28 protein-coding genes and 1 riboswitch are annotated in these 23,392 nt (G+C 62.2%); of the genes, 10 read left to right on the top strand and 18 right to left on the bottom strand.

All coding sequences use genetic code 11. The annotated features are described in order from the left end of the window. The first annotated feature begins 102 nt into the window (after positions 1–102). Both LB538_RS22515 and LB538_RS22510 read left to right on the top strand, forming a co-directional pair. Positions 103–4,305, top strand: coding sequence for a tetratricopeptide repeat protein (locus LB538_RS22515; protein WP_224529583.1), 4,203 nt, complete (start codon positions 103–105; stop codon positions 4,303–4,305). 23 nt (positions 4,306–4,328) lie between these two features. Next, complete coding sequence (locus LB538_RS22510; RefSeq protein ID WP_224529585.1) at positions 4,329–5,099, top strand: hypothetical protein; 771 nt, start codon at positions 4,329–4,331, stop codon at positions 5,097–5,099. 57 nt (positions 5,100–5,156) lie between these two features. Here LB538_RS22510 and LB538_RS22505 read toward each other — a convergent pair whose 3' ends face one another. Beyond that, positions 5,157–5,840 (bottom strand): ABC transporter substrate-binding protein, encoded by a 684-nt coding sequence (locus tag LB538_RS22505; RefSeq protein WP_224529587.1) that lies wholly within the window; start codon positions 5,838–5,840, stop codon positions 5,157–5,159. Further along, positions 5,831–5,943, bottom strand: a riboswitch (TPP riboswitch). Its footprint overlaps the gene before it by 10 nt. 198 nt (positions 5,944–6,141) lie before the next feature. On the opposite strand from LB538_RS22505, the gene LB538_RS22500 reads away from it, so the two are divergent. Beyond that, complete coding sequence (locus LB538_RS22500) at positions 6,142–6,486, top strand: hypothetical protein (protein WP_224529590.1); 345 nt, start codon at positions 6,142–6,144, stop codon at positions 6,484–6,486. Positions 6,487–7,030: 544 nt separating this feature from the next. Here the strand turns inward: LB538_RS22500 and LB538_RS29375 are convergent. From LB538_RS29375 to LB538_RS22475, 5 genes are all read right to left on the bottom strand, one after another. Next, on the bottom strand, positions 7,031–7,258 hold the full coding sequence (locus tag LB538_RS29375) for a dihydrofolate reductase family protein (protein ID WP_224529609.1): 228 nt from the start codon (positions 7,256–7,258) through the stop codon (positions 7,031–7,033). After that, positions 7,176–7,571, bottom strand: coding sequence for a dihydrofolate reductase family protein (locus tag LB538_RS22490; RefSeq protein ID WP_224529778.1), 396 nt, complete (start codon positions 7,569–7,571; stop codon positions 7,176–7,178). The genes LB538_RS29375 and LB538_RS22490 overlap by 83 nt, the downstream gene beginning before the upstream one ends. Positions 7,572–7,660: 89 nt before the next feature. Further along, complete coding sequence (locus tag LB538_RS22485; RefSeq protein ID WP_224529611.1) at positions 7,661–7,915, bottom strand: DUF2934 domain-containing protein; 255 nt, start codon at positions 7,913–7,915, stop codon at positions 7,661–7,663. Between the two features lie 107 nt (positions 7,916–8,022). Beyond that, complete coding sequence (locus LB538_RS22480; RefSeq protein WP_095768291.1) at positions 8,023–8,232, bottom strand: hypothetical protein; 210 nt, start codon at positions 8,230–8,232, stop codon at positions 8,023–8,025. A 128-nt stretch (positions 8,233–8,360) separates the two neighbouring features. Next, positions 8,361–8,660 (bottom strand): DUF1236 domain-containing protein, encoded by a 300-nt coding sequence (locus LB538_RS22475; RefSeq protein WP_140541659.1) that lies wholly within the window; start codon positions 8,658–8,660, stop codon positions 8,361–8,363. Between the two features lie 215 nt (positions 8,661–8,875). On the opposite strand from LB538_RS22475, the gene LB538_RS22470 reads away from it, so the two are divergent. Next, positions 8,876–9,226, top strand: a complete 351-nt coding sequence (locus tag LB538_RS22470) for a DUF982 domain-containing protein (protein WP_224529614.1) — start codon at positions 8,876–8,878, stop codon at positions 9,224–9,226. A gap of 203 nt (positions 9,227–9,429) precedes the next feature. Here LB538_RS22470 and LB538_RS22465 read toward each other — a convergent pair whose 3' ends face one another. Together LB538_RS22465 and LB538_RS22460 are read right to left on the bottom strand one after the other, a co-directional pair. Beyond that, positions 9,430–9,651 carry a hypothetical protein gene (locus LB538_RS22465; RefSeq protein WP_140541743.1) on the bottom strand — a complete coding sequence of 74 codons (222 nt, stop codon included), beginning with the start codon at positions 9,649–9,651 and terminating at the stop codon, positions 9,430–9,432. Positions 9,652–9,866: 215 nt separating this feature from the next. After that, complete coding sequence (locus LB538_RS22460) at positions 9,867–10,166, bottom strand: DUF1236 domain-containing protein (RefSeq protein WP_224529617.1); 300 nt, start codon at positions 10,164–10,166, stop codon at positions 9,867–9,869. A 274-nt stretch (positions 10,167–10,440) separates the two neighbouring features. Between LB538_RS22460 and LB538_RS22455 the strand changes: the two genes are divergently transcribed. Next, positions 10,441–11,310: a DUF1236 domain-containing protein gene (locus LB538_RS22455; RefSeq protein WP_318011895.1), complete on the top strand. Its 870-nt coding sequence runs from the start codon at positions 10,441–10,443 to the stop codon at positions 11,308–11,310. Positions 11,311–11,595: 285 nt separating this feature from the next. Next, entirely contained in the window at positions 11,596–11,943 is a 348-nt protein-coding gene (locus LB538_RS22450) for an exopolysaccharide production repressor protein (RefSeq protein ID WP_224529620.1), read from the top strand. A gap of 297 nt (positions 11,944–12,240) precedes the next feature. Here the strand turns inward: LB538_RS22450 and LB538_RS22445 are convergent, their stop codons facing one another. Together LB538_RS22445 and LB538_RS22440 are read right to left on the bottom strand one after the other, a co-directional pair. Further along, positions 12,241–12,648 carry a hypothetical protein gene (locus LB538_RS22445; RefSeq protein WP_224529623.1) on the bottom strand — a complete coding sequence of 136 codons (408 nt, stop codon included), beginning with the start codon at positions 12,646–12,648 and terminating at the stop codon, positions 12,241–12,243. Positions 12,649–12,993: 345 nt separating this feature from the next. Further along, entirely contained in the window at positions 12,994–13,488 is a 495-nt protein-coding gene (locus LB538_RS22440) for a cytochrome b (protein WP_224529639.1), read from the bottom strand. Positions 13,489–13,731: 243 nt separating this feature from the next. Between LB538_RS22440 and LB538_RS22435 the strand changes: the two genes are divergently transcribed. Further along, complete coding sequence (locus LB538_RS22435; RefSeq protein ID WP_224529647.1) at positions 13,732–14,274, top strand: J domain-containing protein; 543 nt, start codon at positions 13,732–13,734, stop codon at positions 14,272–14,274. Positions 14,275–14,909: 635 nt separating this feature from the next. Here LB538_RS22435 and LB538_RS22430 read toward each other — a convergent pair. From LB538_RS22430 to LB538_RS22405, 6 genes are all read right to left on the bottom strand, one after another. Next, positions 14,910–15,746 carry a hypothetical protein gene (locus LB538_RS22430; protein ID WP_224529648.1) on the bottom strand — a complete coding sequence of 279 codons (837 nt, stop codon included), beginning with the start codon at positions 15,744–15,746 and terminating at the stop codon, positions 14,910–14,912. A gap of 323 nt (positions 15,747–16,069) precedes the next feature. Further along, positions 16,070–16,321, bottom strand: a complete 252-nt coding sequence (locus tag LB538_RS22425; protein ID WP_224529649.1) for a hypothetical protein — start codon at positions 16,319–16,321, stop codon at positions 16,070–16,072. Positions 16,322–16,440: 119 nt separating this feature from the next. After that, complete coding sequence (locus tag LB538_RS22420) at positions 16,441–16,770, bottom strand: hypothetical protein (protein ID WP_224529650.1); 330 nt, start codon at positions 16,768–16,770, stop codon at positions 16,441–16,443. 72 nt (positions 16,771–16,842) lie between these two features. Beyond that, positions 16,843–17,259, bottom strand: a complete 417-nt coding sequence (locus LB538_RS22415; RefSeq protein ID WP_224529651.1) for a TadE/TadG family type IV pilus assembly protein — start codon at positions 17,257–17,259, stop codon at positions 16,843–16,845. Further along, the gene (locus LB538_RS22410; protein ID WP_224529656.1) at positions 17,249–17,698 is read right to left on the bottom strand and encodes a TadE/TadG family type IV pilus assembly protein; all 450 of its coding nucleotides are present in this window, start codon (positions 17,696–17,698) and stop codon (positions 17,249–17,251) included. Before LB538_RS22410 ends, LB538_RS22415 begins: the two co-directional genes overlap by 11 nt. Further along, positions 17,695–18,945: a pilus assembly protein TadG-related protein gene (locus LB538_RS22405; RefSeq protein ID WP_224529662.1), complete on the bottom strand. Its 1,251-nt coding sequence runs from the start codon at positions 18,943–18,945 to the stop codon at positions 17,695–17,697. The genes LB538_RS22410 and LB538_RS22405 overlap by 4 nt, the downstream gene beginning before the upstream one ends. Before the next feature lie 280 nt (positions 18,946–19,225). Between LB538_RS22405 and LB538_RS22400 the strand changes: the two genes are divergently transcribed. Then, complete coding sequence (locus LB538_RS22400; protein ID WP_224529663.1) at positions 19,226–20,443, top strand: TadE/TadG family type IV pilus assembly protein; 1,218 nt, start codon at positions 19,226–19,228, stop codon at positions 20,441–20,443. Between the two features lie 39 nt (positions 20,444–20,482). Here the strand turns inward: LB538_RS22400 and LB538_RS22395 are convergent, their stop codons facing one another. Both LB538_RS22395 and LB538_RS22390 read right to left on the bottom strand, forming a co-directional pair. Continuing rightward, complete coding sequence (locus LB538_RS22395) at positions 20,483–20,713, bottom strand: hypothetical protein (protein ID WP_140845461.1); 231 nt, start codon at positions 20,711–20,713, stop codon at positions 20,483–20,485. 70 nt (positions 20,714–20,783) lie between these two features. Next, positions 20,784–21,017 carry a polymerase gene (locus tag LB538_RS22390; RefSeq protein WP_140845413.1) on the bottom strand — a complete coding sequence of 78 codons (234 nt, stop codon included), beginning with the start codon at positions 21,015–21,017 and terminating at the stop codon, positions 20,784–20,786. A gap of 379 nt (positions 21,018–21,396) precedes the next feature. On the opposite strand from LB538_RS22390, the gene LB538_RS22385 reads away from it, so the two are divergent. Continuing rightward, positions 21,397–21,777 (top strand): cupin domain-containing protein, encoded by a 381-nt coding sequence (locus tag LB538_RS22385; protein ID WP_140845412.1) that lies wholly within the window; start codon positions 21,397–21,399, stop codon positions 21,775–21,777. A 270-nt stretch (positions 21,778–22,047) separates the two neighbouring features. Then, on the top strand, positions 22,048–23,310 hold the full coding sequence (gene dinB, locus LB538_RS22380) for a DNA polymerase IV (RefSeq protein ID WP_095768472.1): 1,263 nt from the start codon (positions 22,048–22,050) through the stop codon (positions 23,308–23,310). Positions 23,311–23,392 lie beyond the last annotated feature (82 nt).

The raw sequence follows: 23,392 nt of genomic DNA, 5'->3' as shown, positions 1-23,392 counted from the left end.
ATAAATTCAGCCCTTGCAATTTTTGCTTGCATTAAAGAACAAAAAGAGAACTATATAGCGTCCGTCGCAGCAGCCGTGGTAACTCCGGGGGGAGGATCAACAATGTCATGCCGCATCGGCGCGTTTTCGCGCGTGCTTGTTGGTGAGGTTTTGCGCGGGCCGCTGATAGTCCTGGCGGGGATGCTGGTGCTTGTCGGGCTGACCGAGCCAGCGCTCGCTGTTGTCAAGGACCCTGCCCTTTGTTTTGGCGATGAAAAAAGCGCCGGCGATGCCAAAGTCGCAGCCGACCGCCGCATTGCAGCCTGCAGCGTGATTGCCGAGGACGTCACGGGGGCATCCCCTTTGCGCGCCAAGGCATATTTCTTCAGGGCCATGGCCCTGGACGACGAGCAAGACTGGGATGGCGCGATCGCTGATTATGGCGAGGTGATCGCGCTCGATCCCAAGCAGACTTCGGCCTATTTCAATCGCGGCACCGACTGGTCCAACAAGGGGGACGACGACCGGGCGATCGCGGACTTCAACATGGCGATTAGCCTGGAGCCGTCCGACAGCCAAGCCTATTCCAGCCGGGGCTCGGCCTTCCTGCACAAGGGTAAGGTTGACGCGGCCATCCTCGATTTCCAGCAGGCGATCGAGGCTGATCCGGGAAACGGCAGGGCGCATGCCGAACTCGGCTCCGCCTTGGCCGCGACGGGCGAGCAGGAAAAGGCGATCGCCGCATATGACGAGGCGATCCGGATCGATCCGACGGACGTGACCGCCTTGGTCAACCGCGGCATCGCCCACGCCGCCCAGGGCGGATTCGACCGTGCTATTGCCGATTACGACACTGCGCTGGGCATCGACCCCAGGAGCGCCGACGCCTATGCCAAACGCGGCGCCGCTTGGGCCAACAAGAAGGAGTGGGTTCGCGCGATCGCCGACGCCAACAAGGCGATCGAGCTCGATGCTGGAAACGTCGACGGCTATTACTACCGAGCCGTCGCCTGGGCGGGCAAAGGCAACGACGAACGCGCCATTGCCGATTTCGGCCAGGTGGTCGCACTTGATCCGAACGATGCCGGAGCCTGGTTCGCCCGTTCGCTGATACGAGCCCGGCGCGGCGACGCTGCCGGCGCGGCGGCCGATTGCAGGAAGGCCATCGCGCTCAAGCCGGAGAAGGCCGGTGATTGTGATGCGGGACCCGCCGACGCCGAGGTCCCTGCGGTGGAAACGGCGTCCAAACCGGATCTTTCCGCTTTGACCAAGCAGTTGGAGGCCACTGGCAGGCAGATCCGTTCCAAAGATGCTGCCGCGCAAATCCAGGATGCATTGAAGCAGCAGGTCTCCGGCGACGTGCCGGGCGCGATCGCTTCCTTCGGCTATGCCATATCACTCGATCCCGACAACGCCGAGGCCTATTACGACCGGGCGGTCGCCGCGGCCTCGCAAGGAGACGATGCCCTTGCGGCGAGCGACTGCCGGCGCGCCGTCGAACTGGACCCGAAACGTGCCGACGCGTGCGCCGCGCTCATGGCCCAAACCGTTCCGGTCGCCACCACACAGGACCAGGCTGCCCAGGATCAGGCCGCCGCCAGAATACTGGTCGAACGCGCAGGAGCGCGTCTGGCAAAATATGGCGTCGACGGCGCACTGCTCGATTTCGACAAGGCGATCAGCTTCGATCCCAAAAATGCCGACGCTTATCTCGGCCGCAGCCGCGCCAGGACGCTCAAGGGCGACGAGGCCGGCGCGGCGGCGGATTGCCGGCGCGCCGTCGAACTGGATCGCGCACGGTCGGGAAGCTGCGACCAGCAGGCTGCCGGTGATGAGGGCAAAGCTGCGCCGGCGCCAGACCTGGAGCAGCCAAGACCGGCGATCGTCAGTCCGAAGTCTGCGACCGCGGCTTTTGGCATGCCACCGGTCGTGCTGAATTTCGCCGCCACGGACGACCTTGCCGAGAAGTCTATCGAGGCGAGAGACCCGCATGAAGTGGAACTGATCCTGGGCGGCGACGCCTGGCTGGACATGGGCCAATATGACGAAGCGATCGGCGCCTATAATGGGGCTATCGCTCTCGATCCCGACAACCGGTTCGCCTATTTCGGCCTGGGCAACGCGGCTGTGAACAAACGCGCCTACGCCCAAGCGATTGCCGATTACGACACGGCCATTAAACTCGCCCCTTCTTTTACCACGGCCTATCTTCGCCGGGGTCTTGTGAAGATAATGTTGGGTGACGTGGACGGCGGGCTCGCCGACTGCAACAGAGCCGCCAAACTGGACCCGAAGGCGCGCGAAGCTCACTACTGCAAAGGCTTGGCCTGGCAGGCAAAGGGCGACGCCGGGCGCGCCATCGCCGCCTATTCGGTCGCCATCGGGATCGATCCCAAGGATGACGCCAGTTACTACGGGCGCGGCATGGCGCGCGCCGGACGGCAAGACTATGACGGCGCCATCGCCGACTTCGACCAAGCGCTCCGGCTCGACCCCGGCAATTCGGATTATGCCGCCAGCCGCAGGGCGGCTTTGGAGGCCGGCGGAGAGGCGCCCGAGCCTGCCGGCGACGCCTCCAAAGCGTATGGCTCCGATGTCGCGGTGGTTATTGAACATGCCGACCAGCTAACCAAGCAGCACAAATTCGCTCGGGCGCTTGTCGAATACGGCAGGGCCATCGAGCTCGCCCCGGACGATGCCCTTGCTTATTATCACCGGGGAATGGCTAAGGCGCAGTCCGGCGACAACGACGGATGCAGGCAGGACTACGAAAGGGCCGCCCAGCTCGATCCCAACAATGCCGACATCGTCGCCACGTTGGCCGCTACGGTGGCGGCCAAAGGTGAAACGGAGCGCGCTATTGACGGCTACACGAAGGCCATAACGCTGAAGCCGGGCGATGCGTTCTTCTATTCATTACGCGGCGACGCCTTCAAAGATATCGGCGACTATGATCGCGCCGTCGCGGACTATGAACAAGTGATCAAGCTTGACCCCGACCGCGACGATATCGGCGGCCGGCGCGCGGAAGCAGTCGCCGCGAAAGCCGAGCAACAGGCGATCCTGCAAGCCAATCGAAATATGTCGGACACAGAAATTGCGCTGGCCGCCTTCACTGCGGGAAGCGACTGGTTCGCGAAAGGTGACAACAACCGCGCCTCCGCCGACTACAATTTAGCCGTCAAGCTCGCTCCCGAAAACGTGGTCGGCTATTTCGGCCGCGGCAATTTGTGGTTCCGCCTGCAGAAATACGATCGGGCTATGGCCGATTACAACAAGGCCGTGCAGTTCGATCCGAGCTTGGCCAATGCCTATGTCCGCCGCGGCCTGACATGGATGAAGAAGGGCAATTTCGATCTGGCCATCGCCGATTGCGAACGGGCGATGGGCATCGACGCGAAGTCGCGCGATGCGTATTTTTGTAGAGCCCTCACCTTTGAGGCCAAGGGCGATCCCGAGAAAGCCATTGCCGACTATGGCCGTGCGATCGATCTCAAGCCGCAGGACGCCTCCATGTATGTGGCGCGCGGCAAGCTTTTGGCGGACAAGAAGGACTACGGTCGCGCCATCGCCGATTTCGACAAAGCACTCGGCCTGCAGCCAGGCAATGCCGACGCCCGCAAGGGCCACAAGCTGGCACTGGCCGCGAAGGCAAAGACGTCAGGCAAGATCGAGAGCGGAGCGGCGACCTCGGCAGGCAGCATTCCATCCGCAGCCAGGGCGGCTTTCAACGAGGCTCAGGTGCTGGACAACAAAAACGACTATGACGGCGCCATCGCGCAGTACGGCAAAGCGATTGCGCTGTTTCCCGCCTTCCGGGACGCCTATGTAGCGCGCGCCATCCTTTGGGAGACGAAGGGCGATTATGCCCACGCCATCGCCGATTACAGCCAGGCTAAAGCCATCGACCCAGACATCGGCGACACCTACAGCGATCGCGGCCGCGTCCTCAGCTACCAGGGGGACTATGACGGAGCATCGGCGGACTACGAAAACGCCGTCCGCCTCGATCCAACGAACGCAAGGATCTATGCCGGTCGGGGCGCGTTCCGCATGAAGCTCCATGAAGACACAGGAGCACTCAGCGATTTCGAGACGGTGCTTAGACTCGATCGCAACAATGTTTTCGGTTACTCGGGCCGCGGCACGATCCGCGCCCGCAAAGCGGACTATGACGGCGCGATCGCCGACCTCAACCAAGCGATCAAGTTAAGGCCAAATTTCGCTGCCGCTTACAAATCGCGAAGCGCGGTGTGGGAAGCCAAGGGCAATCGCAAGCGTGCGGAAGCCGACCGCAAGAAGGCGCTAAGTCTCGGGGCAGAGTGAGCAGGGTGTCGGAGCGCAGGCGGATGTCACCTTGGAAATGGCTGCAAGTGGTGGCGGTCATCCCCGTAAGCATCATTGGGGCTGAAGTGATGCCAACGATGTTCGGCGGCGGCAGACATCATCACCATCAATCAGTGGAGATGTCGCCCCAGCCGGTAACCACCGCCGACATCGATGCCGAGATCCGGAAGCAGGATCTCCGGATCTTCGAGGCTATCGCCCGCGAATTTCCGGAGGACTACGATGCGATGTTGCGCAAGATTACTGCCGCGGCCCAGACCGGAAACCAAACAGAAGTGCGCGATGCCAGCAGGCAGGCGGTCGCCGATCTGAGGCACAGATATGCACCGCTCCTACCTTCGGCGCCGGACAGCAACGTCTCGGAAGCGCTTTCGGCGCAACTCGACATGCTTAATCATGTCATGGCGCGCGAAACGCCGACCACCTGCAACAACTACCTGCGCAACGGGCCGGACGCGATCAGTGCGCCCGGCCACGATTTCCGGGCTGACCTGGACAGGATCGGCGCCACCCTGTTCCCCGCCTTCGGCGCCGCCAAAAGAAGCGGCCTACCGGCGGCAGTGCCTAGCGATCAGGACTGGTCGCTGATCGCCGACGTTTTCACAAAGATCGGCGGCACGTCGGCCGAGATGGAGGCTATCTCGAACGTCAACCAGGACTTCCCGGGTCTGTGCCCGGCCATGGCGAAATTCTATGAGGCCGCCCTGGTAATGCATGGCGAACCCGGGTGGCACATTAAGACCGCGCTGCTTCTTACCATCGTCGAGAATTAGGCACCGCGCCGGATTTTCCGGGCAGGTTCCGGCGCGACACTGCGTTCCTGCGTCCTCTCAGGCACCCAGAAACTCGTTGCTGAAAAATGCCCCGAGATCCGGCTTCTGCTTCAGCGCCTTGCCATCGCCATCGAGCAATATCCCCGAGGCGAACAGATACCCGCCCATCGCCTCCATCTTGGCCTTGTCCATCGTGCCGATGGCGCCGTCCGCGCTTTTCGGGAAATGCCCGTCGTTCAGCGCCTTCAACGAGGCGTACGCTAGCGCCGGGTTGGTCAGCGTATCCTTGTTCGCGGCGATCAGCAGCTCGCCCGCCTGCTGCGCATGGTCGACGGCGAATGCGTAGCCGCGCCGCGTCGCCTGGACGAAGGCCACGGCTGCCTGTCGGTTGGCGGCGAGGAAGGCGTTGCTGGAGACGATCAACGTGGTGTGCTCGTCCTGCACGCCATAATCGGCATAGCGGAAGCTGCGCTGCTTGAGGCCTTTCAGTCCGGCCTCGACGCCTTCCCAGGTCGAGACTTCCAGCGTGAAATCGACCGCGCCGTTGGCCAATGCCTCGTAAGCCGAGGTGCCCAGCGTCACAGTGGAAAACTCCCCCTTGCCGCCGTCATGGCGGATGATGGTCGAGATCAGCGCGTTCTCCCAGGCGCTGCCGAAGCCGCCATAGGTCAGGCCGTCGAGATTTTTCGGAGTCTTGATGGCGGCGCGGTCGGCGTTGAAAATCTGTGCGCCGGAAAACATGGCCCGCCTCGCTCCGCTGGTATTATCCAGATCAGCTTTAGGGTCCGGAGGCTTGCCGCCACCATCTCAGCCCCGACCGTACGGAGCACCCCTGTGGATGGCGGGGTTAAAGCACTGTTTGCGGTGCTGGGAAAGCGGTTTTTTGCGGTGTCAGTTGGGCCAGGCGCCCATCTCCCTATGGGAGATGCCGGCGGTTATAACCGTTTTATCTAACCTATTTTGTCGTTCAAATTGTACGAATCTCGCTTGATTGCTTTTCGTACGTAAAGTACGATACTTCCCTTCCTTTGAGGGGATTTGCTTGAACACCGCGAACCATGCCGCTTTTGCCGACCTCTCCCATCCGTTGTTGTCGCCTTTGCCGCTCGCCGAGCGCGAACGCCTTGCCGGCGCCTGGCGAATGGCCAGCCAGGACATCGCCGACGACATCCGCTTCATCCGGCAATATCTGAAGGTGATCGCCGAAAAGGACGAGCGGCTTTCGACCGGCACGCTGGTGCATGGCCGCGCCTATGTCGAGGCGTGCGCGGCCTGGCTGCCGGAGACGGCGGCGCGGTATTTGCGCAACCTCAGGCTGATCAGCGAATGCGAAAGCGCGATGATCGCCGCGGGGGTCAGGTTTGCCCGATCGAGCGATGCGTGGTGAGAGCGTTCTGACCTCTTCCGTTAGAGAAGGGAAGGAACTCCAATGCCGCCAGCGACGCGAACAATCATGCCGCTGCAACCCTCGGCTCTGGGCCTCGAAAAATGCATCGTTTCACACAATCGCCAATTGGTGGACGCGGGCGAGCGGCCGGGCGTTAATTCTGCGCAGGCGAAGGAGGGTAAAGCCGTATACCAGGGAGGAATTTCGTTTTGATGGACCAACAAATCGACATCGGCATACAGCCTGACGATCAGCCCTACGAAGTCACTTCATTCGCCCGCAAGCATGGCCTGACGGTCCCGGTTGCCGACGCGGTCCTTTTCGCCAAAGGTCCGTCGCCGTCACGCGCAGCTTGCGACATGGCAGCGCTTGCCTTCCTCTGCGCGGTCGCGCGATACGCCGGAAAGCAAGGGACGCGATAGCCTCCTCTTATAGCTTAATTGCAACCCGCATGCCGCCGGCGTGGCTGCTGGCGGCGGCGATGCCGAGCGTGCCGGTCAGCTAGCCGCCATGGTCGAAGCCTTCGCTCAGAGGTCGTGACGGTTCAGCGGGGAGCGTAGATGCGAAGCATGGTGCCGTTATCGTAAGCGGCCGTCACGAGGACGTTTAGCTTGAGCGCGTCCGTCAAACCGCTGAATAGCGGTTTGCCACCGCCATAGGCGATCGGCCGAGTCAGGATGACATACTCATCAATCAGACCTGCCTTCGACAGCGCCTGAGCGAACTCTGCGCCGCCCCATGCAATAATTTCGCCGCCGGGTTGCTTTTTCAATTAGCGATTCCTCGTGCAGGTCATCTTTCGCAACAGTGGACTCTGGCCAAGTTGCCTTTTTCAGCGTTTTCGAAAACACGACCTTGGGGATGACGTTCATCGGCGCGGCATAGGCATCCTCGGATTTTTGCCAGTACGGGCCCATTTCCTCGTAACTCACGCGGCCCATGATGTGTGTGCCAGCGCGACTGATGCGATCGAGTTTCCACCGCTTGAGCTCTGCCGGTTCAGGAAAACCGCCCGTCGACATTCCTACCGGCCCTACGCCATATCCGTCGACAGACATGGTCATGATCAAGACGACTTTGCGCATGGTCGGTATAGCCTCCGGGCACAGTTCTCACACGGAGCGTCGCACCGTCACATGATCCGGTGGAAAGGGGTGCAGGCCTTGGCTGGCGGTCAGCCCTTGGTCTTCTTGGCGGGGGACTTTGCCTTGGCCGGGCCCTTGGCGGGCTTCTCCGCCTTGGCCGCTTTCGGCTTGTCGGCCTTGGCGGCGGCGGCCTTTTTTGGGCTCTTGGCTTTCGGCTTGCCGGCCGCATCGACTTCGGCCGTCGCCTGATCCCAATGCTCCTTATGAGCGCCTTCGGGCCGGCCGGCCTGCTCCCAGATCTCGTGCGCGCGCTGGCGAATGCGTTCGTGCCTGTCGTCCGTCACTGTCGCCTCCTGATGTTGGGACGGTTCCCCGGCGCGAACATTAGCCGAATTTTCGCGTGTCGTCTTCGGTATCACGAATAAGCGACCGACCTGGACGGCAATTTCGCTCAGTGTCCGTCCGTGACGACTGCAATGCCCAGATGTGCTGCCTTTTTTGTAATCAATCCGGCTAAATCCGCGTCAGAGCGGTCGGTCCCCGTGCGCTGGCGCAGCAGGGTAATCGCCTCGTGCATCGACAGCAGGCCAGTCCTATGTTCCGCCAAAAGCTTGTCGACTTGGCGTGCGATGTCAGGTGATTCGACGTGTGGATGATGCATGGCAACGACTCCTTCCGCGCTTCGTTGCCTCCCAAACCACTGCCCTATCTTAGGCCTTATGCCCGGATGCGAAAAGAGCCCGATCCTTGCCCAGTGCTTCGGAGGATCGGGCTCTTCCAGGGCTGGATCTACTCGATCACCTGAACAACGCGGCGCGTGCCGGGATCGATCAGCACGGTATGGTCGTTGACGACCGCATAGCGGTACTGGACGTCCGGAACCTGCTGCAACTCGACGGTGTCAGGCACGGTCGAGCCGACGCCAAGCTCAAGGCCGAGCACATTGACCGAGGCGATCGGATGCTTGTGAACATATTCCTTGACCACGGTCTGCTGCTCGGGGGTGACGATCACCTCGTCCGCGGCCGCGATGCCGATGCCGGCCATCAGAGCCAAGCCGGCGACAGCTGGAATGAGGGTGGTTTTCATCGTTTCTCTCCTGTTGCGTTGGTGAGCTCCGCCCTGCCTCCGCAGGGGCGGAAACACGAGCAGGTCGAACATGGGAGCTCCCGGGGCAAACGCCGCCGGCAGGGTGTTGTTCCGTCAGCGGCGACTAAATGATTTGGCGGAACCTTCGCATCGGCTCCGCATTTGGAAGGCATTGAAACTGCCCAAGTCGTTGAAATCCTAAGGATGCCGCAGTCATGCAGGAAGACTCCATCAGAAGCGACATCGAACTTCGCCCCCCCGTGGCCATCGCGGTGGGTGCCGGCTTCAAGCGCGAGATCGCCTCTCTTACCGCGATGCAGAACTTTCTCAAGGAATGGCCCCAGGCCATGCGGGGCGGCAGCTACGCCAATGCATTCCGCGCCTGTGAGGCGGCGCGGAGCGGAGAGATCGATCTCGACAAGGCGCGACAGGCGTTCCTGGTCTTCGCGCGGAAGGCCGGGATCGAATGGACGGGCGCCGATCCCGTCGCGGTGCTGCGCGAAGCAAAGATCAGGCGAATCCGGGCACGCGAAAGCCGGGCACCAAACCGGCACGTGCCTGGCTAGGCCCAGCCTCGACGCGTTCGGCACACCATGTGATCGGCGTTGTCCTGCAAGGTGATCGGCGTTGTCATGCAAGTTTTGGGATTTGGCCGGCCGATCCTGGGAGGAAGCTCGGCGCCTCCTGGCGTCCATCGTGCCTGCCGACCGCCGCCTTCCCGGCTGACGGTCGGGCTGAAACGATCCGGGATCTCGACTGGTAGCCGCCGTCAGTTCGGTGCCGATTCGCCCAGCGCCTCGGCAACGAAGGACGCAGCGATCAGATCGTCGGCCTCAATGCGTAGGGAGCCCTCGCCGCCCCCCATGATCGCCGCGACCTTCTGGAAAGCCTTCATTTCATGCTCGGTGATCCGGGCGTCTTGCATCCTGGCTTTGAGATGGGCAACACGCATCCCGAGCGAACGGGATGTTCCGATTTCTCGTTTCGACATGTTGGTAAACTCCTCCTCGCCCCGCCGTACTGTTCGCCACCGCCCGTATTTTCACGTTGCCACTGGTTTGTGTTGTCTATGAGACAACGTGAACCAGAGCCGGTAACTCAAGCGCTGAGGGAAGGTTCCGTTAGCACATGGTAACAAAATAATAATCGGTTAATGGCCCGTCGCCGTAACCAGGCGGCGGGCCATCCGATTTGATGCGCTATCGATCAATCGAGGACCTTGACGATCTTGCGGGTACCGGGGTCGACGATCACCGTCCGGTTATCGACGACGACGTAACGGTATTTGACGTTGGGCACTTCATGTAATTCGACCGTGTCGGGAAGCGTGCTGCCGATATTCAGCTCGACGCCCGGAACCTTGACCGAGGCCAGCGGCTGTTTATGCACGTATTCCTTGATGACGGTTTCCTGCTCCGGCGCGATCACGACATCCTGCGCGGCAGCCGCGCCGATACCAGCAAGCAGCAGGAAGCCAGCGGCGGCGGAGGTGAGGTGCATTTTCATTGGTCGTCTCTCCTATGTGGATCTGAATCGAATCGCCTGAATGCTGCGCCTGCGATTTTCCACAGCGGGTCGGCATTGCCGTAACGCCGTTCGCCTACCCTTGTTCCTGCAAAACTGGACCGGCGCCTGCAAAAACAACTGCCGCCGTGTTCCGCGACCATCGCCTTCGGCCGTGGCAACAATTTCGGAACAATGCGTTTCGGGCTGGGTTACCCATCCGAAGGGACCGACTTTCCGAGGAGAAAATCCAATGAAACATCTGCTGATCACAAGCATGATCGCGCTCGGCGTCGGTTGCGGCGCCGCGATGGCGCAGACCGAGTCCGCGCAGCCGAGCGGCGGCGACAATAATTGCACGGCCGGCACGGCCGATTGCCAAAAGGGCGGCAAGGCGGGCGGCCAGGCCCAGGGTCAGATGAAGTCGCAAACCCAGCAGAACGCCCAGGGCAAGGCCGGCGCAAACACCGAAGAGCAGGCTCAAGGCAAGACCAAGATGAAGACCGAAGAGCAGGCTCAGGGTCAGTCAGGCGCCAACACTGACCAGAACGCCCAGGACAACACACAGCTGAAGAAGAAGCAGCAGGCGCAGGGCAAGACTGGCACCAGCACCGAACAGAACGCCCAGGGCACCACCAAGATGCAGACTGAGCAGAACGCCCAGAGCAAGACCGGTACGACGACCCAGCAGAATGCCCAGAACAAGACGAAGACCCAAACCGATCAGCAGGCTCAGGGTAAGACCGGCACGACCACCGAGCAGAACGCTCAGGGCACCACCAAGATGCAGACTGAGCAGAACGCCCAGGGCAAGACCGGCACGACCACCCAGCAGAACGCCCAGGGCAACACCAACGTCGAGACCGACCAGAACAAGACGGCGTCGATCAATAACGTGACGGTGGAACAGAGGACGCAGATCACGCAGGTCATTCATGAGAGCCATGTCGAACCGGTTCGCGACGTCAGCTTCGACATCTCCGTCGGCGTCGAGGTGCCGCGCCACAAGGTGCGTCTGCACCGTCTGCCGGCCCGGATCGTCAAGATCGTTCCGGCTTATGAAAACTATGAGTATTTCGTCTTGGCCGATGGACGCATCGTCATCGTCGACCCGGACACCTACAAGATCGTAGTGATCCTGAGCTGATCCGGTCAGCATAGCGGATAAGGGCCCGCCCGGGTGGCGGGCCTTTCTGCGTGGAGAGGCATCTTAAACCAGGCAGGCAGTCGCCCGCATGCGCTGCGGTCCATTAGGCATGACTTGAATGTCGCCGGCTCGGGAACGATCCGGCGCAATTGCCAGTTGTCACAGCGGAAGTCCTGCGTCCGTGGTCCCTGTCGGGGCCGGACGAAAGGGCAATGGGGCCGCCGGCAAACCGTTCAAGCTTGCGGTCCACCCGGAAAAGGTGCATGGGTCAAAATGGGTAGAGATATGGGCGAGATCGCTGATGGCCGAATATGGTCGCGGCGCTCGGTTGGGCAAATGTATTTTCCGCAGTTTCTTGTGGGAATGGTTGGCACGCTTCTAGTGATCCTCGGCTGGACCTTCATGTCCACGGGATCTGTCTGGATGGCGATCGGTTGGACATTCCTGGCGGCCGTGGCTCTGCAGGCCGGCTATTTCGTGGCCGTGCTCTGGCTCGTGCACAGTGAGACCCGCGTAACCGACGAAGGCAAAGCGGACGTAAGCGCGGCACCCGCCAAGATGCCCGGACCGTTCGAGCGCGATGGCATCATCCACGCCCTCATCTTGCGGCTGTTCCCGAAACTGCTTCCCTGATCGCTTTGCGTCGATTCCGGCCGCGGACGGATCATTCTATTCCTTCTCGACAGGCATCCACGCCGCAATAGCCCGGCACGTTGCCTCTTCAATTCGACCGCAAAGGCCATGCTACACCTCGGCGCCAGGGCCCGAGGCGCCATCCGTTGCATCGGAGCCGATAGACCGCCACTAGCTTTGCATCGGCGATGGGCCGCCATCAACAAAATCGATGCGGCGCAACCAAACGCCGGCTGCAGCTCTCCTTGATCGGAGGCTGTAGCCGGCGCGCCTGAAATCCCTGCTCGGTTCGCCCAGCTAGCGCGCGGTGGCCGGTGAGGCCGAGCGCACCGTTTCCGTCGACAAGAAGACGACGAAGCCGAAGACCAGCACCGCGGCGGCCACGATCAGCGAGCCGATTGCCACGACCGGCTCGATCTCCGGGTGGCCTCCCGCCAGCATCCAGTAGAGCGCCGGCAGCATGATCACGATGCCGACCGTATAGAGGCCGTAATGGATCATGGCGATGCGGCGCTCGGCCTTGGCCGGGTTGAGCGCATAGTAGCCGCCGAAGATGGCGCTGGTGACCCAGCCAAGAAGGTTGATGTGAGCATGCGCCGGAAAGGCACCGTGATCGCCCGAAATCGCCATCTGTAGTCCGGCGGCGACGCCCAGGACGAGAAAGACGATGGCCGTCTTGAAGAAGAGTTCCGATACCCGTGGCATTTGTTGTCCTCCCAATGCCTTTGTAAACCCGACTCTGCGCAGTCTACATCGTGCGAGCGATATTAGCCATGACGCACCTAAGTCGGTGCGGCCTTCGGGCGAAAGCCGCGAGGTTTGGCGGTTTTGCAAAAAAATGGCTCGCCTCTTTCGAAGCGAGCCGAAAAGGGAGCCGGGCTTGAGGTCGGCTCCATCCAGGTTGCCACCTGAATTCCAAGCAGAGCTAGCGTAACAAAGCCCGGAATTTATTCCACCGCAACGGGGCAAAGGTTTTTCCGACACGCGGCCGCTAGCCTTTGCCGATCGGCCATCGCACAGAAGACGCCGCCGGCCAGCATATCTCCCCAATCAGCCGGCGGGCGAAAGCATGCGCTTCAGCGTCCCGTCCCTCAGCCAGAACTGATGGTAGAGCGCCGCCACGACGTGGACAGCGATCAGCACGATGAATGCCGGCTTGGCAAGCGAATGAATGTCACCCCAAGGGTCGCCCAGATAGAACGCCAGAAGCCCGATTGCCGGCGTCGCCAGCAACAGCACATAGAACAGGCCGTGCGATACATGCGCGGCGACCCGCATCCATCTCGATCCATGACCGGCGGGGGCCGGCGCGCCGGATACCAGCCTGAGGACCAGTCGAACAAGCACAAGCGCAAGAACGGACAGGCCGACCCAGTAATGAGCTGAGCCCAGCGCCTGGTCGGTGGCCGATACCGGCTGGCCGTCTTCGGCGGCGTCCACGACGACCGTCATGCTCTCACCGAAGAAGAGCTGAAATAAAACCAGCGCTGCAATCAGCCAATGCAGCGCGATCTGAAAAATTGAATATCCACGTCTGGTTTCCATCGCGACCGTTCCCTGAATACAAGGCGTCCTACGCCTTAACGTTGTTGAATAGTCGCGAGGACGATGGCCGAATTTGGCTCGAAAGCTCCCGCAATTGTGGCCACAATCTTACATTTTCGTATGGCGAGCATTCGCGCCGGCCTTGGCGGTTCGAGACTGGGACCGGCACCTTGCAAGCGCGCAGCATTTGGGCAATGCTTGCGCCTGGGGGAATGGTTTCCGTAATTTCGGAAGCGCGATTACATGTTCATCGACTACTACGAAGTTCTGGAAATAAGCCCGAACGCCAATTCCGAGACCATCGAGCGGATCTTCCGCTACTTTGCCATGCGCTATCACCCCGACAATCGGGAAACCGGCAATGAATCGCGCTTCAGCGAGATCGTTGAAGCCAACAATACACTCCGCGACCCCGTCAAGCGGGCTCAATACGATATCCTTTACCGCGAGCATCTGGGTCTTCGTCATGAACTCACCGAGGGAGCGCGCGACGGCGGCGGCATGGAGCGGGATTCCGTCATCCAGGCCAATCTGCTGTCGCTTCTCTATGTGAGGCGCCGGCGGGACGTCAACAATCCGGGCATCGGCGACGACGAACTCGAGCGCCTGTCCGGTTGCCCCCGCGAGCACCTGGAGTTCCACCTGTGGTACCTCAAGTCGAAGGGCTTCATCGGCAGGACGGAGAACGGCACGTTCGCGATTACCGTGGAAGGCATAGATCACGCCGGGGTCAAGCAGGGCCGGAATCGCCCTGACGCCACCCGCCTGCTCGATCACGCCGAATGAGCCCGGTTTGCGTCGCCCTGATCGTCAAAGGTCCGCCTGCTGGCCTGAACCAGCGGCGGGCACAACGAAGGAACAGCTACATCCCGCAGGAATCGACCGTCCTCTCCCCACCTCCCGTATCTGGGCGGTTCACTGGGGCCGCGGAGCATGCCATGCGCCTTGGAGGGCAGAACAGCATCGGTGACTTAGGCGCTGTGCGCCATCGAATACAAGGCGACTGAGGTCTGGCGCACTGCCGCAATTGGCACGGCTTGCGACGGCAAAGGCAGTCGCGAATGAAGGCACCGCTGGAGCTTGCTCTTGTGTGATGCAGTCCGTTCCTGGCCGGTGCGAGATCAAAGGGATTGCCTGCCCGCCGTGCCGGCGATAAACATGTCGTAGCACGATATATTATCCCGCGGCGCGCAGTAGAGCGTCCGCAAGCCGGCGTCTCGGTTTCGACCGCCGGCCACCCGGAAAACAGGTGGCAACCTGGTGCGGGATCAGCACCCGGCAATAGGGCTCCCGCTTTGGCTCGTCTCGACTGAGGCGAGCCATTTTTCTGCCGGAGACGGCGCGCCCGTCGCCCTGTCAACAAAAAACCGCCGGGCGAGGCCCGGCGGCTTTCGCTCGCCCTCCGGTCGGTTCGTCCGGCCTTATGGGGTTGTTGTGGTTGTCGCCGTGGCCGCGGCTTGCGCGTCGATCTTGCCCGCCAAAGTATCCTTGGCCCAGGCGGTGACGTCGGCGTCGACTGGCTTGTTGGCCATGTCGGCAAGGGCAGCGTCCAGCGACGCATCGGTGGGAGGCGGCGCGTTGTCAACCGCGGCCTGCGCATCGGCGATCGCCTGGGCATCAGTGGTGCTGATCGTGGCGTTCTGGGCGTCAATCTGTCCCTGAACGTCGGCGATCTGCGCATCGAGAGCCGCCTGCTGTTCGGGCGTGAAGCCGGTTGTGTCGGTCGCGTTGAGGTCGGCGAGTTGCTGAGTGAGGTCGGCCAGCTTGCTCTGGTCGGCGGCCAGTTGGGCGTTTGCCGCGTCGAGGTTGGCCTGGGCGTTCTTGGCTGCCGCGGCCTGCGTCACGTAAGCCTGGACGCCGGCGAACTTCTTGCTCTTGGAATTCATATAAGCGTTGATGTTGCGCTGCAGCGAGTTCAGCCGGCCGAGCTTGGCGTGAATGTTCTTGTCCTTGGGCGTGGCAGACGTGGTCGTATCGTCAGTCGTCGCGTCATCGGTCGAGTTGTCATCCGACGCGCTGGCATCGGCGCTCTTGTTGTGGCCCGGAGCCGAGGCCGAGTTGCCGTGCGAGGCGCCGCTCTTGCCGCTGCCCCCGCCATTTCCATGACCGCCACCGTTACCGCCGCCGTTTCCGTTGCCGCCGCCATGGCTGCCGCCATTGCCGTGGCCGCCGCCGTTACCGCCGGCGCCGGCAAGCGCGGGGGCGGTCGCAAGCGCGAGAATGGCCAGGGATGCCAGAAGTGTCTTTCGCAATGTCATTGTGCTTCTCCGCAGATGAATCGTCACTATGGCCCAACCGCTAGGCAGCCTCTTATGAGAATTTCCTAATGGCGTCGGATAAACTTTAAGCAACTGCGGTCGCGAAATGAGAGCATAGCCGCGGCCTCTCCGCAATTTTCCCAAAACACCAGGTTAACCCGTTGAAATTTAACGTAAATACAAAGGGCTTAGCATCTGTGGGCCGTTTGGAACAAAGAAGGCCCTTGTCTCGCCAGACCATGGTCCCAAGAGGCAATTGCCGCCGCGACAATCCCCTGCAATCGGATCACCTGCGCCTTTGGAACCCTGCCGAAAGGTCGGGGTTAAACAAGCGAAGGGATATTGCCTAAAAGGACAGTCACCATGAAACGAATTCTTCTCGTTGCCGCCTTTGTTGCTTTGTCCGGTGGTCTGGCGACGGCGCAGTCGGGCACGACATCGGGTAGCTCATCGACATCGTCATCCACCACAATGACGATGCCCAGCAGCCAGGGCACAGACACGACCACGACGAACTCGACCAATTCGAATTCAGCGAAGGACTGCGCGCCTGGGCAACAGACCGGCAGTGCCAAGCAGGCGGCCCCTGGCCAACAGGATACGAGCGCCAAATCCAACGCTCCCGGCCAGATGAAAACCACAACGGAAGGCTGCTAGCCACCAGGCACAAGCGGGCCTGGCTTTTTGCCGGCCATCAAGCGGAAGGATTTGGATCTTCCGTGCCATCAGTCTCGGTCGGCGTGCCGGTTGCCGTCTCCGGCTCCTGACCTTCGCCCGAACCGGTCGGGGAAAGCACGGTCAGGTCCATTCGGGCGATCCGGGACGCGGATTTTCCTTGGGCATTCGGCTCGCCGATGTCCGTCTCGAAGACCGAGGCTTTCGCGAGGTGGCCGACGCTTTCGGCGCGCTTGCCCGGGAAAGTTTCCGACGCCTGGGGTCTGCTCGCTTGATGCATGGCGCCTGGGCCCAGCTGGCTTCCAACAAGAGAGGTCATGGCTGCGCTCCTGATAGTGGATGACAGCAAAGCCCTAGCATTCCTGGCTGGCGCCAGCCTTGCAGCTTTTTAGAGAATCCTAAGATACATCCGTTCGTCCCTCTAGCTGCTGACCAGGGGCACGGCTACCGAGGTGGTGTAGCTGATCGGGTAATTGCTGAAATAGGGAAAGCTGATGACAAAGGCATAGCTGGCGTTGACGTGTGCCATGCGGAACCCGCCGCTCGCCGGATCGGTGGTGATGGTGACGTTCACATTCCGCAGGCCAAGCGCCTGAAGCTTCTGTGTGGCGATGGCCTGGATGTCGGCCTGCGTCAGCGTGTTGTTGAGCTGCAGTGAGCGCGCCGAGGCTTCGAGCGCGTAGCGCACGCTGGATACGCTGTTCATCGACCAGCCGAAGGCGAAGATGCCGAACAGGAGCATGATGAGAAAAGGCGCGACCAGGGCGAACTCGAGACCGGCGCCGCCCGCCTCATTAGCCGCAAATGCCGAAAGCCGGAGCCTTTGTTTAGCGCACACGGACCACCTGCACATGGCCGATCGCGGTATTGTCCGGGTATGGCCCAAAGGTGAAGGGCGGGATCCAGGTGCCGGATGCCTGAATCTGGACGTAGACGGACGGCGCTTTCGGTCCACTGCACAAGGTCGACGCATCGACCACGGTGGTCCCGCACTTGTAGATGCGACTGATCGTAACCTGCGCGTCGGAAGGCTTGTTCTCCCAGCTCGCCAGCGCGACAGTCTGGGTCGCGCTGTCGTCAGCGGAGCCAGCCATCACGAGGTTGGCCGCCGTTTTCACACCGGCGCGCATCGACAGCGAGCCCGCGACATAGGACCAGCCGTCCATGATACCGAGCAAAGCCGCGCACAAGACGGGCAAGACAAACGCGAGTTCCACCGCGGCGATGCCCGATTCATCGCGAATGGCCGGCACCAGTCGACGGGCAGCGGATTTCACTCTACCACCGCAACCGCCTGAGCGGCCGGGATGTCCTTCATCCCGAGACTCGAGCAGTCCTGGTTGATGGTCGAGTTGCCCGACCACTGGATGGTATCGGCAACGACCTGGGTGCAGCCATTCACGCCCGAGAAATTGCCGAGATAATTGACCTGTTGCCTGGGGAAGTAGATCGCGCCGGTCAAAAGCGAAGTCGCGGTGCCGTTGAAGGTGCTCTGCGCGGCGGTCCCCGTCCGGTCGCCATAGAACAGCACGCCGGAATAGGTGCCCGTAGTCGGGGCGGCCAGCGTCACGGTGGCGTTGCCGTTCATGCTGACAGTGTTGCTGCCGGCCATGAAGATCGTAACGTCGCTGCCTTGGATGACGGCACCCGCATTGATCTTCAAGTCGCCCTGGAGGACATAGACACCGGGGGAAAGCGTGATGTTGCCGTTGAGGCTCATGCCGCTGCAGTAGGTCCCGGGCTGGATCGTTTGCGTCGTCTTGTTGCCGTTGATCTTTTGGCATGGGCTCGTGGTCGCGGGAGCCGGCAAGCTGGCGAACGGATCGGCCGCCGGCAGCGCCTGGGTGATCGGGGCCTTGCAGACCATCGGCACCGGATTGTTCAGCACGACGCCGCCGGCCGAAATCAGGCAATCGGCCTGAAGCCCCGCCGACCCCTGCACCTTGATGGCATCGTTGGCGATCGAATTCGCCATGATGACGCAGCCGGCCAGTTTGACGCTGGTGCTGCCGGAGAAAAGTGCTGCCTGGGAGGCCGACGGATTGAGCGCTTCGATGCAAGCTTTGGAGGCGTCGGTGATCAGCGCCACCGCCCTCGCCCGCTCCGGTACTTTTGTCTGAGTGAAGATGGACGTGAAGATCCGGTCGAGATCCTGGTTGAGGATGACCTCGACCGCCTTCTTGGCCGTGTTCGGTCCCGACGCCGGCGGGGTGTTGACGACAATGGTGCCCGCACCAAGGCCATTCGAGGCGGCCGATGACGCGGCGGCGGCGGTGATGGCATCCGTGTTGGATCCGGCGATCTTTTCCAACGCGCCGGCATAGGCGGCCGCGTCGGCGATCGCCTGCAGCTTCAGGCTCGAATAGTACCAGTAGGAGGTCTCGACGCCGAGCCCGGCGCCGCCGACGACGACCGGCAGGGTGAGCGCGAAAATGGTGGCGACATTGCCGCTCTTGCCTTCGCAAAAGCGTCGAGAGCTGCGTCGAGAAAAAAGATTTCTGATGAACCGACCTGAAAAGGCCATGGCCGAGCGCACCCAAGCTATCCCAGCCGTTACGTCATCATTGCCGTATGAACGAATGCCTAATTATTTCGCTCGATTTTTGCCGGTGGGACCCTAGCGCTCCGCTGCCCCCGCCTTGCGCCGCACACACTAAGACTTAAGGCCTATAAAGCCTCGGACTTAAGGTTTAAGCGTCGGTAAAACCGTGCATTTTAGCTCTCTCTGCATTTTATCTATTTTGGAAATCGACCGTAGAGACGGCGCGCATATCACTCTCGGACATATGACGAGGGCGAGCTCCATGTTGGGACGTTTTTTGGCATCGAGGCGCGGCAACTTTGCGATCGCAGCCGCGGTCGCCATGGTGCCGCTTATGCTTGGCGTGGCGGCATCCATCGACCTGATAGGCACGAGCGACGACGCCGCGCAGTTGCAGAACTCGCTGGACGCGGCCGGCTTGGCGATCGGCACGAAATACCTGCCAGGCATGTCGGCAAGCGACGTGCAGCAACTCGGCCAGACCTTCTTCGCCGCCAATATGAGCGCAGCCGACGCACAGGAACTATCGGGCAGCCTCGCCGCCTTCCAGGCCAGCGCGAGCGGCGATCCGGGCGCCTATTTCATTTCGCTGTCGTCGAGCATCAGCCGGCCGGCCTTCATCAGCGGCATGCCGGCCTGGCAGGCGACGCGCACCGCCTCGGTCAAGCTCAAACCCGGCGCGCAAGCCTGCGTGCTCGCGCTCAATCAGCACGCCGACGGCGCGGTCAACCTGCAGGGCTCGACCAATGTGGCGATGAACGGCTGCGTGATCGCGGCCAATTCAGACGCGCCCGACGCCGTCAATCGCGGCGGCTCGGCGATCGTCAGCGCCGGCTGCGTCTCGACAGTCGGCGGCACGCAAGGGCTGACGCCGCCAAACGCCACGCTTTCCTGCGGCGCGCCGCATGAGAACCAGTATGCTTCGTTCGATCCGCTGGCCGACGTCGTTCCTCCCGCCTATACGCTGTGCCTGCCGGTGCCCAATGGCAAAACGGTGACGCTCTCGCCGGGTACCTATTGCGACAAGACCTTGTCGGGAAAGATCACCCTCAATCCGGGCACCTACATCATGCGCAATGTCACCATAAAGCCGGGCGGCAACGGCAGCCTGAGCGGCCAGGGCGTGACGATCTTCCTGATGGAGAACTCACAGCTCTATATCAACGCCAACGAACAGGTGAACCTGTCGCCGCCCACCAGCGGCCCCTACGCCGGAATCACCGTCTACCAGGCTCACGGCAACACCCAGGCGCTGACGCTGAACGGCGGATCGGGCTCCGTGGTCAGCGGCTTTATCTACGCCCCGGACGCCGTCATCACCTATGCCGGAAATTCGGACATGAACGCCCAGGGCAGTTGCCTGCGGCTGGTCGGCGATACGATCTCGATGACGGGGAACTCGGCCGTGAAGTCGGATTGCACGGCCGAACTCGGAGGCCGGGCGGCGTATGCGGGCCGGATGATCACCCTGGCGAAATGAGCACCAACCTCCTCCGCCAGGAGGAGGACGAGATTGCCCCTAGCCGACAATATCCGCGCCCGCTCGCTCGTCGAAGAGCACGGCGCAGCCGCGCTTGAGCGCGACCTGCGTCAAGGCGTTGGCCGCATCCTCATCCGACGAGACGAAATCGCCGGTCAGGACGCGCAACTCCTCGACGGCCCTCGACATCGGCACGATACGGCCGGCCGAACGGTCGCTCACGCAGGCGTCGATGACGCACAGAAGATCGATGAGTTCGAAATTGTCCATGGCGGCCTCCGCCAGCGCCATCCCTTCGCTCCGTCAACGGCCCGGGGCGCGGACTGGTTCCCGCGCGGCTTCATCCGCGCGGCCTGGCGGGCGCGAGCTTGAGGTCGAAGCGGGCCGGCAGGCATGGCTCGAGGCAGGCTCGGCGCAGCGATCCGGTCGCAATCGTATCGACCGGGAGAAGGATCACCATACGGGCCTGGCGCTCGGGCCAGAGCGGCCTGCCGAAGACGAAGAAGACGCCGCCGACCAGGCCGGCCAGAAGCAGTGCGGCAAACAGATTGGCGATCATCTTACCGGGTTGCACGGCCCTCAACTCCAGGAGCGGTTTCAGGGAAAGGCGTGCCCGCCATATCGCAGGAATAGCGGGCACGCCGTGGTCAACCGCCGATGAAGGGACTTTGTCCGGCGGCTTGCTAGCCAATGATTTTGGTGCCGTCGTTGTTTCCTGAAAATAGGCGTGTCGGGCCTCTGCGTTCGTGCGATGGGACTTCGGTCCGAAGATGGCCCGGGACCGTCGCCCGAGGGCCTGGAATATCCACCTTCCACGACAATGCGCCAAGCGTTCGGCTGAGCTCGCGGTCACCTCTATTAATTAGCAATCGCTCATAATAAGGCTTATGAATACACTCGCGGTCGCCGACGATCGCAACGTCAGGCGCCGCTTCACACATGGGAGGGATACCATGGCCGAAGTTGCAATGAAGGTGACGAAACTCGAATCCAAATCGCACAACAATCCCGACGAGGTCCGCGCGCCCGCCAAGACGCGTGTCGAGATCGTGCGGCTGCCGGGCTATACGCTCGGGCGAATGAACATGCAGCCGGGCTGGAAATGGTCCGAATGTGTGAAGCCGGTGGTCAAGACCGACAGCTGCCAGGTCTCGCATGTCGGCTATGCCGTGTCCGGCTCGATCACCGTACGGATGACCGACGGCACGCAAAAGACCATCGAGGCCGGCACTTCCTACACCATCCCGCCCGGCCACGACGCCTGGGTGGAAGGCAACCAGCCGTTCCAATGCATCGAGGTGCTGAGCGCCGAAGAATACGCCAAGCCGGCATAACGCAGACAGTCGCAATTTACGTTCAGAAGCGAAGGAGGAATCGCCTCGCGAGGCGATCCCTCCTCAGCCTGCGGCGGCGTGTCCCGCGCAAAGGTCATGCGCACAACCGGCGCTCTATCTGTGGCTGCGCCCCCAGTTGTGGAAACCTGCACGGCCAAGCGTGGTGGCTTGACAGAGAGCTTCTTTTGTTCTCTTTATGTTCCGTTAATTCCCCTTACAAAAGACGCAGCTAATGCTGCAATGCCACACAAATGGCCATGGGAGCGCGCGATGGCCGCCACGAACACCGCCGCGGCCGCCACCATCCTGCATGCCGACCTCGACGCCTTCTACGCCTCGGTCGAGCAACTGCTAGATCCGTCATTGCGTGGCAAGCCGATCGCCGTCGGCGGAGGCGTGGTGCTGGCGGCCTCCTATGAGGCGAAAATCTTTGGCGTGCGCGGCGGCATGCCGGGCCGCAAAGCGCGCGAGCTCTGCCCTCAGCTCATCTTCGTCGGCGGTCATTTTTCTGAATACCAGCGCCTCGGCGACGCCGCGATTAAGGTGCTCGACGATTTCACGCCGGCGGTCGAGCGCATCTCGATCGACGAGGCTTTTGCCGACGTCGCCGGCTGCACGCATCTGTTCGGATCACCGCAAGAGATCGCGCGAAAAATCCGCGAGCGGGTGAAGGCCGAGCTCGGCCTGCCGATCTCGATCGGTGTGGCGCGGACCAAGCATCTGGCCAAGATCGCCTCGCAGGTAGCCAAGCCCGACGGGCTGGTAGTGGTCGAGCCCGGCATCGAGCTCGCCTTCCTGCACGACCTGCCTGTCACGCTGATGTGGGGTGTCGGCCCGGCGACCAAGGCCAGGCTGGCCGAGATCGGCGTCGAGACGATCGGGCAATTGGCGCGCACCCATAGCGGCGCGCTGGAGCGGCTGATCGGCCATGCCGCCGGCCAGAAGCTTGCCGCGCTCGCCTGGAACCGCGACCCGCGAAAACTCGAGGCACACCGCCGCGCGCATTCTGCCGGCGCGCAATCGGCGCTCGGCAGGAAGCCGGCAGTGCCGCGCGTCTTCGTGCCGACGCTCCTGCATCTGGCCGACCGCGTGGCCAGCCGGTTGCGCGCCAAGGACCGGCCCGGGCGCACAGTGACGGTGCGGGTTCGCTTCGCCGATCTGCGCGCTGTGAGCCGCTCGATCACGCTCGACCAGCCGATCCAGGCGACCGCGATGCTGGCGGAGATCGCCGAGGAACTGGTGCGCGGCGTGCTTGCCGCCCATCCGGGCGAGAGGGACATCTCGCTGCTCGCCATCTCTGTCTCGCATCTGGAGGAGCATGCCGAGCTGCAGCTCGAACTGCCGCTCGGGCTGGCGGACGAGAAGCTGAGGCCCGGCAGCCGCAAAGGCCTGGCGCGCTTCGGCGCCGACCGGGCGGTGGACAAGATCCGCCAGCGCTTCGGCAAGGAGGCGGTCGGCTACGGCACGGTAGCGCTGGAAGGTCCGCGCTCGGTGCCGGACGGGTTTAGGGAATTGGCCGAGAAGGAGCTGTGAGTGGCTGAGGCATCTCCTCTGGCGCCATTGGAGATTGACGAAAGCCTACGCGCCGTCCGTGCGCTGCGTACCAACCGCTTCG

Source organism: Mesorhizobium sp. Ca11 (assembly GCF_020165275.1).
Lineage (GTDB): Bacteria > Pseudomonadota > Alphaproteobacteria > Rhizobiales > Rhizobiaceae > Mesorhizobium.
Note: the sequence above shows the minus strand (reverse complement) of the source record. Positions and strands in the feature narration are given on the sequence as shown.

Bases quoted from the DNA above. Each gene is read 5' to 3' on its own strand.
- LB538_RS22515 (WP_224529583.1), top strand. From the start codon at position 103: ATGTCATGCCGCATCGGCGCGTTTTCGCGCGTGCTTGTTGGTGAGGTT.
- LB538_RS22510 (WP_224529585.1), top strand. From the start codon at position 4,329: ATGTCACCTTGGAAATGGCTGCAAGTGGTGGCGGTCATCCCCGTAAGC.
- LB538_RS22505 (WP_224529587.1), bottom strand. From the start codon at position 5,840: ATGTTTTCCGGCGCACAGATTTTCAACGCCGACCGCGCCGCCATCAAG.
- LB538_RS22490 (WP_224529778.1), bottom strand. From the start codon at position 7,571: ATGCGCAAAGTCGTCTTGATCATGACCATGTCTGTCGACGGATATGGC.
- LB538_RS22480 (WP_095768291.1), bottom strand. From the start codon at position 8,232: ATGCATCATCCACACGTCGAATCACCTGACATCGCACGCCAAGTCGAC.
- LB538_RS22475 (WP_140541659.1), bottom strand. From the start codon at position 8,660: ATGAAAACCACCCTCATTCCAGCTGTCGCCGGCTTGGCTCTGATGGCC.
- LB538_RS22470 (WP_224529614.1), top strand. From the start codon at position 8,876: ATGCAGGAAGACTCCATCAGAAGCGACATCGAACTTCGCCCCCCCGTG.
- LB538_RS22465 (WP_140541743.1), bottom strand. From the start codon at position 9,651: ATGTCGAAACGAGAAATCGGAACATCCCGTTCGCTCGGGATGCGTGTT.
- LB538_RS22460 (WP_224529617.1), bottom strand. From the start codon at position 10,166: ATGAAAATGCACCTCACCTCCGCCGCCGCTGGCTTCCTGCTGCTTGCT.
- LB538_RS22455 (WP_318011895.1), top strand. From the start codon at position 10,441: ATGATCGCGCTCGGCGTCGGTTGCGGCGCCGCGATGGCGCAGACCGAG.
- LB538_RS22450 (WP_224529620.1), top strand. From the start codon at position 11,596: ATGGGCGAGATCGCTGATGGCCGAATATGGTCGCGGCGCTCGGTTGGG.
- LB538_RS22445 (WP_224529623.1), bottom strand. From the start codon at position 12,648: ATGCCACGGGTATCGGAACTCTTCTTCAAGACGGCCATCGTCTTTCTC.
- LB538_RS22440 (WP_224529639.1), bottom strand. From the start codon at position 13,488: ATGGAAACCAGACGTGGATATTCAATTTTTCAGATCGCGCTGCATTGG.
- LB538_RS22435 (WP_224529647.1), top strand. From the start codon at position 13,732: ATGTTCATCGACTACTACGAAGTTCTGGAAATAAGCCCGAACGCCAAT.
- LB538_RS22430 (WP_224529648.1), bottom strand. From the start codon at position 15,746: ATGACATTGCGAAAGACACTTCTGGCATCCCTGGCCATTCTCGCGCTT.
- LB538_RS22405 (WP_224529662.1), bottom strand. From the start codon at position 18,945: ATGGCCTTTTCAGGTCGGTTCATCAGAAATCTTTTTTCTCGACGCAGC.
- LB538_RS22400 (WP_224529663.1), top strand. From the start codon at position 19,226: ATGTTGGGACGTTTTTTGGCATCGAGGCGCGGCAACTTTGCGATCGCA.
- LB538_RS22395 (WP_140845461.1), bottom strand. From the start codon at position 20,713: ATGGACAATTTCGAACTCATCGATCTTCTGTGCGTCATCGACGCCTGC.
- LB538_RS22385 (WP_140845412.1), top strand. From the start codon at position 21,397: ATGGCCGAAGTTGCAATGAAGGTGACGAAACTCGAATCCAAATCGCAC.
- dinB (WP_095768472.1), top strand. From the start codon at position 22,048: ATGGCCGCCACGAACACCGCCGCGGCCGCCACCATCCTGCATGCCGAC.